This is a genomic window from Paraburkholderia sp. UCT2 (genome assembly GCF_014397665.1).
In the GTDB taxonomy this organism is placed as follows: domain Bacteria; phylum Pseudomonadota; class Gammaproteobacteria; order Burkholderiales; family Burkholderiaceae; genus Paraburkholderia; species Paraburkholderia tuberum.
Map to the genome: position 1 here is coordinate 214,161 of NZ_VZQO01000006.1, position 15,430 is coordinate 229,590.

The window sequence follows — 15,430 nt, forward strand, 5'->3', positions numbered from 1 at the left end:
CGGAAAGCGTCGGCGACGTAACACAGCCCGCTAGCTCAACCGCAAACTCCGCAATACGTCGAGCACATACTGAGTCGGACGCTCCACGGTACCCGCGCGAAAGGCCAGGCCCAGCTGTCGCCATAACGCAGGGCGCAGCGCACGTGTGACGATGCGCGCGTCGGCCGACGAGCGGCTCGGTTCCTGCGGCAGCAGCGCGGCGCCGTATCCCGCTGCGACGAGACTCTTGATCGCATCCGAGTAGTTGAGCTGGATGCGCGGCGTGGGGTGCTGCCCCGCCGCGCTGAACCATTCCGTCGTCAAACGCGAAAGCCGCGTGGTCGCGTCGTTCAGAATCAGCGGCTTCGCGGCGATCCATTGCGGCGTGATGCGAGCTGGACACGTCCACCCGGCCGGCATGAACGCGACCACCGGATCGCGGCGCCATGTTTCGATCGATAGCCCTCGTAGCGGCGCTTGCGGCAGCGCCACGATGCCCACGTCGAGCGACTCCTGGGCGAGTCGCGTCAGCGTTTCCTGCGAAGTCAGCACGGCAATTTGCACATCGATGTCGGGATGCCCGGCGGCCAGTCGTTCCAACGCCTGCGGCAGCAGATTCGCGATGGCCGCGGTGGAAGCGCCGAGCCGAACCCGTCCGCCGAGCCCTTCCACCTGTCGCCGCACCTCCTCCAGTGCCTGCTCGGCATTGGCCAGCATCTGACGCGCATAGGCCACCAGCGTCTCGCCGATCGCCGAGGCCCGCACCTGACCGCGTTTGCGCGACAACAGCGGCGCGCCGACGCGGCTTTCGAGATCCGCGATATGCAGACTGACGGTGGGCGGTGCGAGATGCAGAACGCGAGCGGCCTCGGCGAAAGAGCCGAGGTCGGCGACGACGACAAGAGTGCGCAGGCGGTCGAGACTGATTTCTCTCATCGGAACGGGTATCGGAATGGCACTGGTCAGAAAAGCTGAATCACGCGGTCAGTAAACTCAACTTTTCCAATCTTACGTGCAGACGGAAGATGGTGGCGCTGGTTTTTTCAACGCTCACCATCGGGGCCATTGGCATGAACTCATCTTCAACCAGAGGTTGCGAGCCGCGGGCGGCTTCGCATCGGCTCGACGCAATATCGGACGACGCCAGGTCGTTACTGCTCGGGCTCGTCTTTACAGGCGTCGTGCTGGCTCTCGCCGTGATGGCGATGATCTGGACGGCGTCTCGCCCCCCGCTCAAAGGCAAGGACTGCTCCGGCCGCATCGCAAACGACGAGCATGCGAGCTTCGTCGCGTTCTTCCAGGACCCGGCAGACCAGGGCGCGTTACTGCGGTCGATCGAGGACTGCGCGAACTGAGCCTCGTTGCGGCGGGATAGCGCGCTCGTCGGCCGCGCCATCCCACACCCCCGCCAGGGACTATCCCACTTCCTGCCATACCACGGGCACAATACCCGGCGATAATGCCGGGGGCATTCGCGCCTTCCGAACGCACCGATGCCCGCGCCGCCAGTGTTCCCTTTCGATGCACCCATGAGCCACGCCACCGCCGACCACCCCGCTTCCGCCGACTCCGCCCCGAACTCGCCGCGCTTCCTGCTATTCCTGATCTGCCTGTTCGCGTCCGCCGGACAGCTCGCCATCGACATCTACGTGCCCGCGCTGCCCGCGATGGCGCGCTACTTCGGCACCTCGCCGCAAGCGATCCAGATCAGCGTCACCGGCTACATGGCCGCCTACGCGTTCGGTCAGCTGATCTTCGGTCCGATCGCCGACGCGTATGGCCGCAAGCGCGTGCTCGCGTTCGGTCTGACGGTCTACACGGTCGGCTGCCTGCTGTCGCTCGCGGCGCCCAATCTCGAGACGTTCATCCTCGCCCGCGCACTGCAGGGCTTCGGCATCGCGAGCACGAACCTGCTGGCGAAGGCGATCATCACCGATTCGTTCGCGGGTCAGGCCTTGCTGCATGCGTTCACGTACATGTCGATCGCGTGGGGGCTCGCGCCGATCGTCGCGCCGGTGATCGGCGCGCATCTGCAGACCGCGTTCGGCTGGCGCGCGTGCCTCATGTTTCTGCTGATCTATTCGCTGGTGATGTGGGCGCTGCTGTGGCGTTATCGCGAGACCTTGCCGAAGCCCGTCCATCTCGAACCGCGCACGCTGACCGCGAACGCGCGCAAAGTGCTCGCGAGCCCCGTGTTCCAGAGCTGCTTCCTCGCGCAGGGCCTGTGCTACAGCATCCTGCTGGTGTTCAACATCGTCGGGCCGTTCATGGTGCAGACCACGCTGCACAAGCCGCCGACCTTCTTCGGCTACCTCGCGCTCGGCATCGGCATGATGTACTTCCTTGGCGGTCTGTCGAATCGCCTGCACGGTCCGGGCCTGCCGAGCGCCGAGCAGCGGCTGCGCATCGGCGCACGGCTGATGGCGGCCGCGTCGCTTGCGATGCTGCTGCTCGCGCTGACGGTCGGTCTGCGCGTGTGGACGCTCGCGACGCCTGTGCTCGTGATGGGCTTCTGCGCCGGCGCAATGTATCCGACGCTGATGGCGAAGGGCAACTCGCTGTTCCCGCACATCGCGGGTCTGACGAGCGCGATTCTCGGCTGCGCGCTGCTGCTGGTTTCATCGGCGATGATGGGACTCGCCGGCTTCGTGTCGGTACAGGTTCTCACACCGCTCGCGCTGTTCTTCGTGGTCCTCGCGTTCGTCGTCGTCGTGATGGTGACGAAGCTGCTGCGCCATCTCGAACAGGTACAGCCTGCGGCCGCGGCGAGCGCGAGCGGCAAGGCAGCGTGAGCCGGCACATGAGCTCGACCGAACGCCAGACCTTCATCTGTACACGCGCGGACCGATGAGCGGCATGCGCGAGCACGCCTGCGCATCCGCTTCCACGCGGATCGATCCGACCGTGTGGAAAGTCGCGGCGGTCGTGTCGATCGGCTCGTTCATGTCGCAGATGGACTCGACGCTGGTCAACGTGTCGCTGTCGGCGATCGGCCATACGCTCGATGCGTCGATCGCTACCGCGCAGTGGATCGTCAGCGGCTACCTGCTCGCGATGGCGTTGATGTTGCCGCTCAACGGCTGGCTGGTCGACCGCATCGGCGCGAAGCGGCTGTACCTGTTCTGCTTTTCGACGTTCACGATAGCGTCGATGCTGTGCGGCGCGGCGCAGACGATCGGCGAGCTGATCGGCGCGCGCATCTTCCAGGGCCTCGTTGCCGGTGTGCTCGCGCCGATGGCACAAATGATGATCGGACGCGTGGCCGGCAAGAACCTCGAGCGGGTGATGGGCTACACCGCGCTACCCATTCTGCTCGGCCCGATTCTCGGCCCGGTGCTGGCCGGCCTCGTGCTCGCGCACGCGAGCTGGCCCTGGCTGTTCTTCATCAATGTTCCGGTGGGCGCTTTCGGTGTCGCGACGGCGGTGTTGCTGCTGCCGCGCGATGCCGCCGAGTCGCAGAAGCGACCGTTCGATTTCACCGGCTTTGCGTTGATCTCCCCTGGGCTCGTCGCGCTTGTCTATGGACTTCAGGACGCGTCGCGAGCGGTGGGCTTGGCGTGTCTACTCGCGGGCGTCGCGTTTCTCGCCGGCTTCGTGCTGTACGCGGCGCGCAAAGGCCATACCGCGCTGATCGACGTGCGCATGTTTGCGACACGTACGTTCTCGGTCGCCGCACTCGCCCAGTTCTTCGCGAACGGGATCATGTATGGACGGCAACTCGCCGTGCCGCTTTTTCTGATCGCGGGCTGCGGTTTGTCGGCCACGCACGCGGGCGGCCTGCTTGCGGCAACCGGCGTCGGCATGATGTGCTCGTTTCCGCTGCTCGGATGGTTGACCGAGCGGCTCGGCTGCCGCGCGCTCGCGGCGGGCGGCGCATTGCTGGCGTTTCTGAGCACGCTCGTGTTTCTGTGGCTGAGCGTTGATTCGTTCTCCGCCGGATGGGCCGCGGTCGGTCTGTTCTTTGCGGGCGTCGGTCAGGGGACGATCAGCGTGCCGTCGATCTCGGCCGCGTATTCGTCGATCGGGAGAGAAAGGCTCGCGGTTGCGAATACTGCGTTGAACATCGCGCAGAGAGTGGGCGGTCCGTTCGCGACGACGCTGCTTTCGATGGTGATGGCGTCGACGTTGCACGGTGTTTCGGGTGCACAGCCCGGCCGCTTTCTGCCGACGTTCGTGCTGCTGGCCGGGCTGCATTTGTTTTGCTTCGCGGCGGCGATGTTTCTGCCGGTTCGCGTTCAGCGGGCGAAGAACGCCTGACCACGCATTCCCGCGCCCGAGCTTCACAGTAGCCGCAAGCCGCCATCACACTCGATCACCGCCCCCGTCATAAACGTGTTCTCCAGCAGAAACTGCAGCGCGTGCGCGACATCGTCGGCCTGCCCGACGCGCCGCACCGGTAACGTTTCGCTCTGCTGCCGAAACACCTCACTCTTCACGCTCGCGGGAAATCTGTCCCACCAGGGCGTATCGATCACACCCGGCGACACCGCGTTCACGCGCAGCGGCGCAAGCTCGCGCGCCAGCGTGCCGATCATGCTTTCGAGCGCGCCGTTGATCGCACCCAGACCCGCCGTGCCCGGATTCGCGATGCGCGCCGAAATCGCGGTCAGAAACGTCAGGCTGCCGTCGCGGCGCAGGGTGGGTAGCGCGGTCTGCGCGGCTTCGAGCTGCGGCCAGAACTTGGCCTCGAAGCCACGCCGCAGCGCGGCCAGATCCAGTTCGGCAAACGGCCCCGCGCCTTCGCCGCCCGACAGCGTCATCACCAGATGATCGACCCGGCCGAGGCCGCCGAAAAAGTGTCCGAGCGCCGCGCGATCGGCGCAATCGAGCGCCTCGCTCGTCACCTGTCCACCGATGCCAAGCAGCGCATCGTCCAGTTTGGCGCGGTCGCGCCCCACCGCGACGACGCTCGCGCCAGCCGTCACGAGCCGCTTCACCAGCGCGAGCCCAATGCCCGACGAGCCACCTAGCACCACGACCTTCTGATTTTGCCAGTCCATGTCATTGCTCCTGAGTGTGAACGGAAGACCCCGTGGCAGTAGAATGCGCGGTGCGAGCCCATCACTCAAATCGTTTAATGTCATGGCCAACATCATTGAAAATGATTTTCGGCGCTTCGACCTGAACCTGCTGCTGACCTTCCGCGCGCTGCTGGAAGAGCGCAGCGTCACGCGTGCCGCGCAGCGGCTGTTTCTTGGGCAACCGGCCGTCAGCGGCGCGCTCAAGCGCTTGCGCGAGACGTTCGGCGACGAGTTGTTCGTGCGCACGCCGCAAGGCATGACGCCGACCCCGCGCGCGCTCGAACTCGCGCGGCAGATCGAGCCGTTCCTGCAATCGCTGCATCAGGCGCTCACGCAGCCGTCCGTCTTCGATCCGGCCCGCGCGCAGCGGGTGTTCCGCATCGGCCTCAGCGATTCGCTCGAACTGCTGCTGATGCCCGAGATCATTGCGCGCCTCGCCGACACCGCACGCGGCGTGAAGCTGATCGCGCGCTCCACAGATTCGACGCGCGCCGCCGCGATGCTCGACGATGGCGCGATCGAACTCGCGGTCGGCGTATTCCGCGAATGCGTGCCGTGGCAGCGACTCACGCCGCTGTTTTCATGGCGCTTCGTGAGCGTCTACAACCCCCGGCTCGTCAGGACGCGCCGCAAGCATTTGTCGATGGACGAGTTTCTGCGCCACCGCCATGTGCTGACTTCGTTCAGCGCCGAGCTGCGCGGCTTCATCGATGAACGACTCGAGATGCAGGGACTGAAGCGCGACGTCGTGTTTTCGAGCTCGAACTTCGCGACCAGTCCGTTCATCGTGCAACGCACGGCGGCGATCGCGACGGTGCCGGAGTTCATCGGCCGCGTCTGGCGCGATACGCTCGGTCTCGCGCTGAGTCCGCTGCCATTCGAGGCGCCGGGCTACGAGGTTTCGCTGATGTGGGCCGCGGCGCACGACCAGGACCCGGCGCTCGCGTGGTTGAAGCGCGAGTTCGCGGACGCGTTCGGCACGAGCGACGGCACTGCGCGTGCAGCGCCCTGACAGCGACGTGTGCTACGGTTCGGAAGCGTCACGTTTCGTTTCGCCGCTTCGCCGTCGCCCGTTCAAGCCAGGAGGAAATTCCGATGACTCACCACGTCGCAAAAGGCACCTTCATCGTCTCCCTTCAACCGATGCCGTTCGAAAACGCGGAGGCCGAATCGAAGCTCGGCCGCATGTCGATCGACAAGCAGATCTCCGGCGATCTCGCCGCGACCACCCAAGGGCAAATGCTGAGCGCGATGACGAACGTCAAAGGCTCGGCCGGCTATGTCGCGCTCGAACAGGTCACTGGCACGCTGGCGGGCAAGCAGGGCACGTTCGTGCTGCAGCATATCGGCGTGATGAATCGCGGCGCAGCGGCGCTGGCGGTGACGGTCGTGCCGGATTCAGGCACGGGCGAGCTGAGCGGCATTGAAGGCGAGTTCAGGATCGACATCGTCGACGGCGCGCATTCGTACGAGTTCGCTTATCGTCTGCCCGGCCACTGACATGCCGAACGCGTGCCGGCGGGATACGGCGCTCGACCCCGTACCCCGCTACCAGGCTTTCCAGTTCAAAACCTCAGCGCTCAATGCCCCGCGATCGTCACCGACGCCGTCAACGCATTCGGATCGCGCGAAGAAGCCCCCGCGATCATCTGATAGACGCCGCCGTTGAGCTTCCACACGTGGTTGGTCGCGTCCCACGTCGACAGCAGCTTCGGCGCAATCGATACGCTGACCTGCTGCGACTGCCCCGCCTGCAGCGCGACCTTTTGCCAGCCGACCAGACGCTTCGGCGGTTCGCCCAGACCGCTCGGCAACGCGGCATAAACTTCGGCGATTTCCGCGCCCGCGCGCGAGCCCGTATTCTTGACGGTAAAGGTCACCTTCACGTTGCCGCTCGCATCCACTTGCGCGTTGAGGCCCGAGTAGCTGTAGCTCGTGTAGGACAGCCCATAACCGAACGGGAACAGCGGCGCGATGTGCTTGCCGTCATACCAGCGATAACCCATGAGGAGCCCTTCGCTGTAGGTAACGGTGGTATCGGTGGCCGAGATCGTCGGTTGCGGGAGATCCGCGTCCTGCATCGGGAACGTGATCGGCAATTTGCCGGACGGGTTCACGGCGCCGAACAGCAGATCGGCAATCGCCTGACCGCCCTGCACGCCCGGATACCACGCTTCGAGCACGCCGTGCACGTTGGATAGCCACGGCATCAGGACCGGGCTGCCGTTCTCGAGCACGACGATCACGCGCTTCGCTTGCGCCGCGACCGCGCTGATCAGCGCGTTCTGATCGTAGCTCTGGTTATAGCTGTCAGTCGTATTGCTCGGCAGGCTCAGGCTCGGCAGATCCGCGCCCTCGCTTTCCCATTGCGTCGCGAACACGATCGCCACATCCGCCTTCGCGGCGGCGGTCGCCGCTGCCGCCGCGTTCGTGCCGTCGACGAAGGTCACGCTCGCGTTCGGCGCCTTGGCCTGGATCGCGGCCAGCGGTGCCGACTTGTACCACGTCGCGCAGGTGCTCAACAGCGGCGACGGCGACACGCAACCGGACACCGCGTTGCCCGCGGCCGCCGGCACCGCGCCCGAGCCGCCGCCCGACAGCACGCCCGCATCCGCGTGACCGCCGATCACCACGATCGACGACAGCCCCGCCGCGTTCAGCGGCAGCACCGGTTGCGAATCGCCACTCGCCACCGCGTTCTTCAGCAAGACCGACGATTGCTGCGCGACCTGCAACGCGAGCGCATTGCCCGCGGTTTGATCGACGCTTCCTCCGGTGGTTGGGGGCGAATCGAAGACGCCATAGCGAATCATCGTGCGAAGCTTGCGCTGAACCATGTCGTTGAGTCGCGACATCGGCACGCTGCCGGCGTTGACCGCGCTCGTCAGCGCGGTATTGAAATACGACGTCAGCGTAAAGCCCGGAATCGACGCTCCGCCGCCGAGATCGCCAGGCTCTTCTTCATCGAGGCCGGCCAATGCCGAGGCGACCGTACTGTGCGTGGCTGTCCAGTCCGACTGCACCACGCCCTTGAAGCCCCACTCGTTCTTCAGCACGGTGGTCAGCAGATACGGGTTTTCGCACGCGTAAACGCCGTTCACCAGGTTGTACGAACACATCACGTTGCCGGGCGTTCCCTGCGTGACGCCGAGTTCGAACGCCAGCAGTTCGGTTTCGCGCATCGTGCGTTCGTCGACGACCGAGTTGCTGGTCATGCGGTTCGTTTCCTGATCGTTCATCGCGTAGTGCTTGATCGTCGCGATGACGTTCTGCGCCTGCGTGCCGATCGTGCGCGCGGCGCTCAGCGTGCCGGTCAGTACCGGATCTTCGCCCATGTACTCGAAGGTGCGGCCATTGCGTGGTTCGCGCGCGAGATTGACGCCGCCGCCGAGACCTTCGCCATAACCGAGCACGCGCAGTTCGGTCGCGATACGCGCGCCGTATTGGTTCGCCAGCGTGGGGTCCCAGCTTGCCGCGAGCGCCACCGGCGCGGGCAGCGCCGTCGCGTTCGAGTTGACGACATTGACGCCGCCGGCCGAATCGGCCATTGCAAGGCCCGGAATGCCCAGCCGCGCGATGCCGGGAATATAGCCGGCTCCGTTGACGCCGGCCGGATACGGACCGCCGAGTCCCGCGTTGGGGATGCCCACGCCGTGCACGAGCTGAATCTTTTCGGCGGTCGTCATCTTCTGGACGAGCGCGGCGGCACGCGCGTCGGCGCGCGCATCGGGATCGGACGGCAACGGCGGGTCACTGATGTCGCTGCCATTGCCGCAGGCGGCGAGTACCAGCGCGACACCGCAGGCGATGGCGCTTGCGGCAAAGGGTATCGTCAGCTTCCTTCTCATCATCTCGCTCCGTGTTGTCGTTGTCGGTCATGTGATTTGCATTGCGTAACGTTGTATCGACGCGCTACCGGCACGTGACGCGTCCTGTTACGCTAAGCGCTTGTGGTAATGCGCCGAAAGAAATTCTAGGGATGCGCCCGAAACGCGCTTGACCGATAGGTGCAGCGCTTGACCGATGAAGAGTCAGGAATACCCGCAGACAGGTTTCGACCGGAGGAGGCAAAGTGGATTTGCGTCAGAAGTCCGTTTCAGCGCGCATCTATCGAGGATTGCTCGACGCGGCGGAGCGTGAGGGCCTCGATCGCACCAAAGTGGCCCACGATATCGGCATCGACGAGGCCGACATCGCCGCGGCCGATGCGCGAGTGCCGGGCGACAAGCACGTCGCCATACTCCAGCTTGCGGAAAGCTGCCTGATGCGCGGCGCGCCCGAGGGCGACGTGCTCGATGGTCTGCTGTATTTCCCCGAGCTTGCGGGCGTGCTCTGCAATAGACCGACGCTGCGCGATGCATTGCGCAATTACGTCACGTATCGTGACCTGATCGGTAATGTCGACTGGCTCGTCATGCAGGAGCACGGCGACGAAGTCGCATTCGAATACGTGACGGAAGGCGAAGGGCGCAACGCATCGAGCGCGCTCGGCAACTTCGCGCTGATAGCGGGTGTGGCAAAGCTCTACGACGTGCGACTGCGCGTGCGCGACGCGGGTATCACCGATGCGCGGCTCGGGGCGATCGCGGCGCTGAGCGGGACGTTGGGCGTGCGCATTCAACTCGATCAGGCTCGCAATCGGATGGTGTTGCAGTCGTCCGCGCTGGATCGCGCGTTCGAGGTCTACAACGCGCCGCTCGCGAAGATTCACATGCATGCCGCGCATGGAATCTTGCAGCGGATTCGCGAGCAGGGCCGCTTTTCTCCGACGGTCGAGCGATGTCTGCGTGACGTGCTGCGCGAGCACGCGGATGCGATCGAGCCGAAGAGCCTGCAGACGATCGTCTGCGAGCGGCTGTCGCTGACGCGCTGGACCTTGCAACGCAAACTCGCGGCGGAGTGCAAAACCTTCAGCGAGGTGCTGATGCAAATGCGTATCGACGAAGCACGCACGCTGCTCGCGCATACGCCGATGTCGATCAGCGAGATTAGCGAACGGGTCGGCTTTGCCTCGACGACGGCGTTTACGCGGTTTTTTACGCGTGCATGTGGGGCGCCGCCGGCGCGGTATCGGGGGCGATGCCGGGTGTGATCGTCCTATGATGAGCATCGATCAGGACATGACTCGACTGTTCGGTGTCATGGGATCGATCGTATCCTTGGTCGCGTTTCTGCCTTATGGACTTGCGATCTGGCGCGGCACCGTACGCCCTCATCTTTTTACCTGGTTGATCTGGTCGCTCGTCACGGCGATTGCGGCTGTGGGACAGTTCGTCGCCGGTGCGGGTCCTTCGGCGTGGTGTACGGCGGCGATCGCGGCCACCTGCTTCTTTGTTCTTGTGGCAAGCGTTTTTCGGGGCGAACGGCAGCGGACCGCTTTTGATTGGCTTTGCCTCGCCGCGGCGTTGTCCGCTATTCCGCTCTGGATGTTCACTAATGATCCGACGTTGTCGATCTGTCTTGTGACGCTGATCGAACTCGTCGGCCTCGCGCCGACGGTTCGCAAGACTATTCGTGATCCGTGGAGTGAGAGTCTTTTGTACTTTGCGCTCTGTGTTTTTAAATACGCGCTCGCGATTCTTGCGCTGCCGAAATGGAGTGTGGCCGTGGCGTTTTATCCGGCGGTGAATATCGTGGCGGCAAGTGGGGTTTGTTTGTTGATGGTGGTGCGGCGTCGACGGGTGCGAGCCTACTCCGAGGACAAGGTTCGGTGAGGGGCGCCCGAAAGACAGCGCGACGACTCGCAGCGCGCGATCTGAATGTGCCTTCCTTTTGTCCGATATTCATCAGGTCGCCGCAAGTAGCATCGATTACACTGGTTTTCGCTATGCGACTTTCAGGCGTGGCTGACCCACGAAGTCACCATTGCGCGGACTTTCGTGCATCCCTTCCGCACGTATCCGCCGACACCGGGCGAAATACGACTGCTTGGTGAAAGCGTTTCGCCATTCACCACTTTGGCCCGCCCCTGGTCCCTCACACGACGGCGACCAGGTATCGCTGCGGCCATTTCACATCGACTATTTTCGCTTGATTGAATCAGGCGCCTGATCCGGCAGCCAATGGGCCCCTTGCGCGGCGCGATTTCACGCGCCTGATTCGCTGACAAGGAGATGAAGATGAAGACCCGCCAATTAAGCATTTGGTCGGCTGTAGCCGTTGCACTTCTGTCGCTGAGTGGCACCGCGCAGGCCGGTGGTGATGACGGCGACCGGGGCCGTGGCGGTGGCGGCGGTCTTTGCTCGAACGCAACGCTAAAAGGACCCTATGGGTTCATCGGTCACGGCGTGATCCTTGGGTTGCTGGATTCGAGCAACGTGCTGCATCCGTTCGCCACCCAGTCGATCCTCGATGACGTCGCCCTCGTGACATTCGACGGCAACGGCAAATTTACCCGCACCGATTTCGGGAGCATCAACGGCGTGCCGAAAGGTGGACAGATAACCTTCAATCCGGCGCAGAAAGGCACTTATTCGGTGAACTCCGATTGCACCGGCACCATGTCGGTTGTCTATACCGCCGGAGGACCCACGCCAGCCGGCGTCGTGACCGACCTGAACATCGTGGTCACTTCGGACGGCACGCAGATCGAATCCGTCGTCTATCGGGCGAGCATCCCGTCGGCCGCGTCGGCCCCCGACGGCTACAGCTGCCCGATGGATTGCGTGCAAGGTGTGCAGGAGGCGTTCGAAGGGAAGAAGGTTCTGGTCTACGGCTTCCGGTAGTCGGGTACTGACGTATCGGATGAATTCGCGGTTGCCGCCGGCTTTTCAACCGGCGGCGCGCTCGTTTCATCGGTGCTTCGCTCAATGCCCCGGCCGTTCGCCCACTGCGACCGGCGCATGCTTCGTCTGCCGGCTCAACATCAGCGTCACGACCGCCGACACCGCCAACGTCGCCCCAACCACATAAAGCCCTGCCGTATAGCCGCCCGTCACGTGCTTGAGCCAGCCGATCGCAAACGGCCCGACGAAGCCGCCGAGATTGCCGATCGAGTTGATCATGGCAATGCCCGCCGCCGCCCCGGCGCCCGACAGGAACATGCTCGGCATCGCCCACAGCGGCGCCTTTGCGGCACTGATGCCCACGTTCACGACGACGAGCGCAAGCACGATCATCAACGCGGTGGTCGCATTACCGGCGAACACGAAGCCGACGCACGCAAGCGCACACGGAATCACGACGTGCCACGTACGTTCGTCGGTGCGATCCGAGTGCTTCGCCCATAGCACCATCGCGATCACCGCGAGCACGCTCGGCACGCCGGCGAGCAGCCCGGTTTCGAACGTGCCGAAACCGTATTGGCGGATGATCAGCGGCGCCCACAAGCCGAGCGTATAAAGTCCCGCCGAGGTGCCGAAGTAGATCAGCGCGAGTGCGAGCACGCGCGGATCGCGCAACGCGCTGAGCGCGCCGGCCGTGTGGCCCGCATGCGCGTGCCGCGCGTCGGCTTCGAGCTTCAGCCTCGCGATCAGCCAGTCGCGCTCTTCGGGCTGCAGCCACTCGGCTTGCGCGGGCTTGTCGGTCAGATACCTGAGCACGCAGAAGCCGAGGATCATCGCGGGCAATGCTTCGAGTATGTAGAGCATTTGCCAGTCGACGAGTCCGGCAATCGGCGGCAGTTTCATGATCGCGCCGGAAATCGGCGAGCCGATCGCAGTCGAGATCGGCGCGGCGGCCATGAACCATGCCGCCGCGACCGCACGCTGCCGCGCCGGAAACCACAGGCTCAGATACAGGATGATGCCGGGAAAGAAGCCCGCTTCCGCGACGCCGAGAATGAAGCGCAGCGCGTAGAAACTGTTCGGCCCGACGACGAACGCCGACGCGAGCGACACGAGCCCCCACGACACCATCACGCGAGCAATCCAGCGCCGCGCGCCGACCTTGTGCAGGATCAGGTTCGACGGCACTTCGAACAGAAAATAGCCGATAAAGAAGAGCCCGCCGCCGAGGCCGAACGCGGTCGGCGAAAGACCGATCGCCTTGTTCATCGACAACGCGGCGAAGCCCACATTCACGCGATCGAGAAAGCTCACGAAGTACAACAGCATGACGAACGGGATGATCCGCAGCATCAGCTTGCGGGACACCCGGCTTTCGAGTTCCGAAGTCATTGTCTCCTCCTGCGGCGCGCGGCTATTGACCGCGCGCGAGCCTCGCGCCGGCCGACGTTGGGCCGAGCTAATCGAGTCAAGGTTGTGTGCCGGCCACGTCGTGGCCGGGGCGTAGACCGCGCGCCTGATTTGCGCGCGGTTCCGCTCAGTCCTGTTCAGTTCACGCGAAGCCGGCGCTCAAGCCGCGTTCGCCGCGGGCGTCGCCGCCCGCTCGATGAACGCGCACACGGCCGCCGTCACCTGCGCGGTCGTGGCCGTGCCGCCGAGGTCGCGCGTGTGCAGCGCTTTGTTCGCGGTCACCGCTTCGACGGCCTGCATCACGCGCCTGGCCGCGTCGAATTCGCCGAGGTGTTCGAGCAGCATCACGACCGACCAGAACGTGCCGACCGGATTCGCGAGCCCCTTGCCCATGATGTCGAACGCGGAGCCGTGGATCGGCTCGAACATCGACGGATAGCGGCGCTCCGGATCGATGTTGCCGGTCGGCGCGATGCCGAGGCTGCCGGCGAGCGCGGCCGCGAGGTCGCTGAGAATATCGGCGTGCAGATTGGTGGCGACGATCGTGTCGAGCGTCGCGGGACGATTGACCATACGCGCGGTCGCCGCGTCGACGAGTTCCTTGTCCCACGTGACGTCCGGAAACTCCTTCGAGATTTCGAGCGCGATCTCGTCCCACATCACCATCGCATGACGCTGCGCGTTGCTCTTCGTGATGACGGTCAACAGCTTGCGCGGGCGCGACTGCGCGAGGCGGAACGCGAAGCGCATGATGCGCTCGACGCCGGCGCGCGTCATGATCGACACGTCGGTCGCGGCTTCGATCGGATGGCCCTGATGCACGCGGCCGCCGACGCCCGAATATTCACCCTCCGAATTTTCGCGGACGATCACCCAGTTCAGATCCTCGGGCTTGCAGTACTTCAGCGGTGCGTCGATGCCGGGCAGAATGCGCGTCGGGCGCACGTTCGCGTATTGGTCGAAGCCCTGGCAGATTTTCAGTCGCAGACCCCACAGCGTGATGTGATCGGGAATGTCCTTGTCGCCCGCCGAGCCGAACAGGATCGCATCTTTGTTGCGGATCGCGTCGAGCCCGTTGACCGGCATCATCACGCCGTGCTGGCGGTAGTAGTCGCCGCCCCAGTCGAAGTTCTCGAACTCGAACGTGAAGGCGCGCGTGGTCTTCGCGAGCGCCTCGAGCACCTGCGCGCCGGCCGGCACGACCTCCTTGCCGATGCCGTCGCCGGGGATAGTTGCGATGCGATAGGTCTTCATGTCTCCGTCCTGTGCTTGGTGAATGGCGTGAGTGGACTCTAGCGCGATCCCACGGGTAAAAACGGGTGCTAAACTCAAAGCATCTTTAACTTGCATTCACAAATGCGAAGGCGCGGAAAAGACGATGCGCGACACCGTCCAGCCAGCCGATCTGGGCTTTTTCTCGACGCTCGCCGCGAGCGGCAGCCTCAGCGCGGCCGCACGCGAACTGGGGCTGACCGCGGCGGCCGTCAGCAAGCGCCTCACGCAGATGGAGCAGCGCGCGGGCGTCGCACTCGTGAACCGCACGACGCGCCGCATGATGCTGACGCCCGAAGGCGAGCTATACCTCGAGCGCGCGCGGCGGATTCTCGACGAGATCGACGAACTGGCCGAACTGCTCGGCTCGGCGAAGAAGACACCGAAGGGCTTGCTGCGCGTGAACGCGACGCTCGGCTTCGGGCGCAGCCATGTCGGGCCGGCGATCTCGCGCTTCGTCGCGCGGTATCCGCAGGTGTCGGTTCAACTGCAGTTGTCGGTCACGCCCCCGCCGCTTACCGACGACAGCTTCGACGTCTGCATCCGCTTCGGCGAGCCGCCCGATACGCGCGTGGTCGCGCGCCGGCTTGCGCCGAACCGGCGTCTGCTGTGCGCGGCGCCGTCGTATCTCGCGGCGCACGGCATGCCGCTCACGGCGCACGATCTGACGCGCCACAACTGCATCGGCATTCGTCAGGGCGACGAAGCGTACGGCGTGTGGCGGCTGACCTCGGGACGCGGCGCCGCGCGCAAGACCGAGGCGGTGCGGATCAAGGGCACGCTGACCACCAACGACGGCGAGATCGCCGTCAAATGGGCGCTCGAAGGACACGGCATCCTGATGCGCGCGGAATGGGACATCCGGCAGTATCTGACGGAAGGAGCGCTCGTCCAGTTGCTGCCCGATCACGACACACCGAATGCGGATATCTTCGCGGTGTATTCGCCGCGGCATCAGATGTCGAATCGTATTCGCGCGTTCGTGGAGTTTATTGCGCGGGAGTTGGGGGGTGAGGTGGGGGT

The 15,430-nt window shown here is 64.7% G+C and carries 14 protein-coding genes; 9 read left to right on the plus strand and 5 right to left on the minus strand.

Annotation, left to right across the window (positions count from 1 at the left end):
• Positions 1–30 precede the first annotated feature (30 nt).
• Positions 31–915, minus strand: a complete 885-nt coding sequence (locus F6X39_RS07715; protein ID WP_187616184.1) for a LysR family transcriptional regulator — start codon at positions 913–915, stop codon at positions 31–33.
• A gap of 89 nt (positions 916–1,004) precedes the next feature.
• Between F6X39_RS07715 and F6X39_RS07720 the strand changes: the two genes are divergently transcribed.
• The 3 genes from F6X39_RS07720 (at position 1,005) to F6X39_RS07730 (ending at position 4,236) form a co-directional block, all read left to right on the plus strand.
• Complete coding sequence (locus tag F6X39_RS07720) at positions 1,005–1,334, plus strand: hypothetical protein (protein ID WP_187616206.1); 330 nt, start codon at positions 1,005–1,007, stop codon at positions 1,332–1,334.
• A gap of 174 nt (positions 1,335–1,508) precedes the next feature.
• Entirely contained in the window at positions 1,509–2,771 is a 1,263-nt protein-coding gene (locus F6X39_RS07725) for a multidrug effflux MFS transporter (protein WP_187616185.1), read from the plus strand.
• A 55-nt stretch (positions 2,772–2,826) separates the two neighbouring features.
• Positions 2,827–4,236: a DHA2 family efflux MFS transporter permease subunit gene (locus F6X39_RS07730; protein ID WP_187616186.1), complete on the plus strand. Its 1,410-nt coding sequence runs from the start codon at positions 2,827–2,829 to the stop codon at positions 4,234–4,236.
• 23 nt (positions 4,237–4,259) lie between these two features.
• Here the strand turns inward: F6X39_RS07730 and F6X39_RS07735 are convergent, their stop codons facing one another.
• Positions 4,260–4,979, minus strand: coding sequence for an SDR family oxidoreductase (locus tag F6X39_RS07735; protein WP_187616187.1), 720 nt, complete (start codon positions 4,977–4,979; stop codon positions 4,260–4,262).
• An 82-nt stretch (positions 4,980–5,061) separates the two neighbouring features.
• On the opposite strand from F6X39_RS07735, the gene F6X39_RS07740 reads away from it, so the two are divergent.
• Together F6X39_RS07740 and F6X39_RS07745 are read left to right on the plus strand one after the other, a co-directional pair.
• Positions 5,062–6,012: a LysR family transcriptional regulator gene (locus F6X39_RS07740; RefSeq protein ID WP_187616188.1), complete on the plus strand. Its 951-nt coding sequence runs from the start codon at positions 5,062–5,064 to the stop codon at positions 6,010–6,012.
• A gap of 83 nt (positions 6,013–6,095) precedes the next feature.
• On the plus strand, positions 6,096–6,500 hold the full coding sequence (locus tag F6X39_RS07745) for a DUF3224 domain-containing protein (protein ID WP_184030690.1): 405 nt from the start codon (positions 6,096–6,098) through the stop codon (positions 6,498–6,500).
• Positions 6,501–6,580: 80 nt separating this feature from the next.
• On the opposite strand, the gene F6X39_RS07750 is transcribed toward F6X39_RS07745, so the two are convergent.
• Positions 6,581–8,848 carry a beta-glucosidase gene (locus F6X39_RS07750; RefSeq protein WP_187616204.1) on the minus strand — a complete coding sequence of 756 codons (2,268 nt, stop codon included), beginning with the start codon at positions 8,846–8,848 and terminating at the stop codon, positions 6,581–6,583.
• A 224-nt stretch (positions 8,849–9,072) separates the two neighbouring features.
• On the opposite strand from F6X39_RS07750, the gene F6X39_RS07755 reads away from it, so the two are divergent.
• The 3 genes from F6X39_RS07755 (at position 9,073) to F6X39_RS07765 (ending at position 11,725) form a co-directional block, all read left to right on the plus strand.
• Positions 9,073–10,092: a helix-turn-helix transcriptional regulator gene (locus tag F6X39_RS07755; RefSeq protein WP_187616189.1), complete on the plus strand. Its 1,020-nt coding sequence runs from the start codon at positions 9,073–9,075 to the stop codon at positions 10,090–10,092.
• A 7-nt stretch (positions 10,093–10,099) separates the two neighbouring features.
• Positions 10,100–10,714 carry a hypothetical protein gene (locus F6X39_RS07760; protein ID WP_187616190.1) on the plus strand — a complete coding sequence of 205 codons (615 nt, stop codon included), beginning with the start codon at positions 10,100–10,102 and terminating at the stop codon, positions 10,712–10,714.
• A gap of 405 nt (positions 10,715–11,119) precedes the next feature.
• The gene (locus tag F6X39_RS07765; protein ID WP_187616191.1) at positions 11,120–11,725 is read left to right on the plus strand and encodes a hypothetical protein; all 606 of its coding nucleotides are present in this window, start codon (positions 11,120–11,122) and stop codon (positions 11,723–11,725) included.
• An 81-nt stretch (positions 11,726–11,806) separates the two neighbouring features.
• Here the strand turns inward: F6X39_RS07765 and F6X39_RS07770 are convergent, their stop codons facing one another.
• Together F6X39_RS07770 and F6X39_RS07775 are read right to left on the minus strand one after the other, a co-directional pair.
• A complete protein-coding gene (locus tag F6X39_RS07770; RefSeq protein ID WP_187616192.1) occupies positions 11,807–13,117 on the minus strand; it encodes an MFS transporter in 1,311 nt (436 codons plus the stop codon).
• Between the two features lie 177 nt (positions 13,118–13,294).
• Entirely contained in the window at positions 13,295–14,389 is a 1,095-nt protein-coding gene (locus F6X39_RS07775; RefSeq protein WP_187616193.1) for a tartrate dehydrogenase, read from the minus strand.
• Between the two features lie 124 nt (positions 14,390–14,513).
• Here F6X39_RS07775 and F6X39_RS07780 point away from each other — a divergent pair.
• Positions 14,514–15,430 (plus strand): LysR substrate-binding domain-containing protein (locus F6X39_RS07780; protein WP_187616194.1); only part of this gene is annotated, 917 nt, incomplete at its 3' end.

What these genes read in the sequence shown, in the direction of transcription:
- F6X39_RS07715 (WP_187616184.1), bottom strand. Translation starts at nt 915, where the DNA reads ATGAGAGAAATCAGTCTCGACCGCCTGCGCACTCTTGTCGTCGTCGCC.
- F6X39_RS07720 (WP_187616206.1), top strand. Translation starts at nt 1,005, where the DNA reads ATGGTGGCGCTGGTTTTTTCAACGCTCACCATCGGGGCCATTGGCATG.
- F6X39_RS07725 (WP_187616185.1), top strand. Translation starts at nt 1,509, where the DNA reads ATGAGCCACGCCACCGCCGACCACCCCGCTTCCGCCGACTCCGCCCCG.
- F6X39_RS07730 (WP_187616186.1), top strand. Translation starts at nt 2,827, where the DNA reads ATGAGCGGCATGCGCGAGCACGCCTGCGCATCCGCTTCCACGCGGATC.
- F6X39_RS07735 (WP_187616187.1), bottom strand. Translation starts at nt 4,979, where the DNA reads ATGGACTGGCAAAATCAGAAGGTCGTGGTGCTAGGTGGCTCGTCGGGC.
- F6X39_RS07740 (WP_187616188.1), top strand. Translation starts at nt 5,062, where the DNA reads ATGGCCAACATCATTGAAAATGATTTTCGGCGCTTCGACCTGAACCTG.
- F6X39_RS07745 (WP_184030690.1), top strand. Translation starts at nt 6,096, where the DNA reads ATGACTCACCACGTCGCAAAAGGCACCTTCATCGTCTCCCTTCAACCG.
- F6X39_RS07750 (WP_187616204.1), bottom strand. Translation starts at nt 8,848, where the DNA reads ATGAGAAGGAAGCTGACGATACCCTTTGCCGCAAGCGCCATCGCCTGC.
- F6X39_RS07760 (WP_187616190.1), top strand. Translation starts at nt 10,100, where the DNA reads ATGATGAGCATCGATCAGGACATGACTCGACTGTTCGGTGTCATGGGA.
- F6X39_RS07765 (WP_187616191.1), top strand. Translation starts at nt 11,120, where the DNA reads ATGAAGACCCGCCAATTAAGCATTTGGTCGGCTGTAGCCGTTGCACTT.
- F6X39_RS07770 (WP_187616192.1), bottom strand. Translation starts at nt 13,117, where the DNA reads ATGACTTCGGAACTCGAAAGCCGGGTGTCCCGCAAGCTGATGCTGCGG.
- F6X39_RS07775 (WP_187616193.1), bottom strand. Translation starts at nt 14,389, where the DNA reads ATGAAGACCTATCGCATCGCAACTATCCCCGGCGACGGCATCGGCAAG.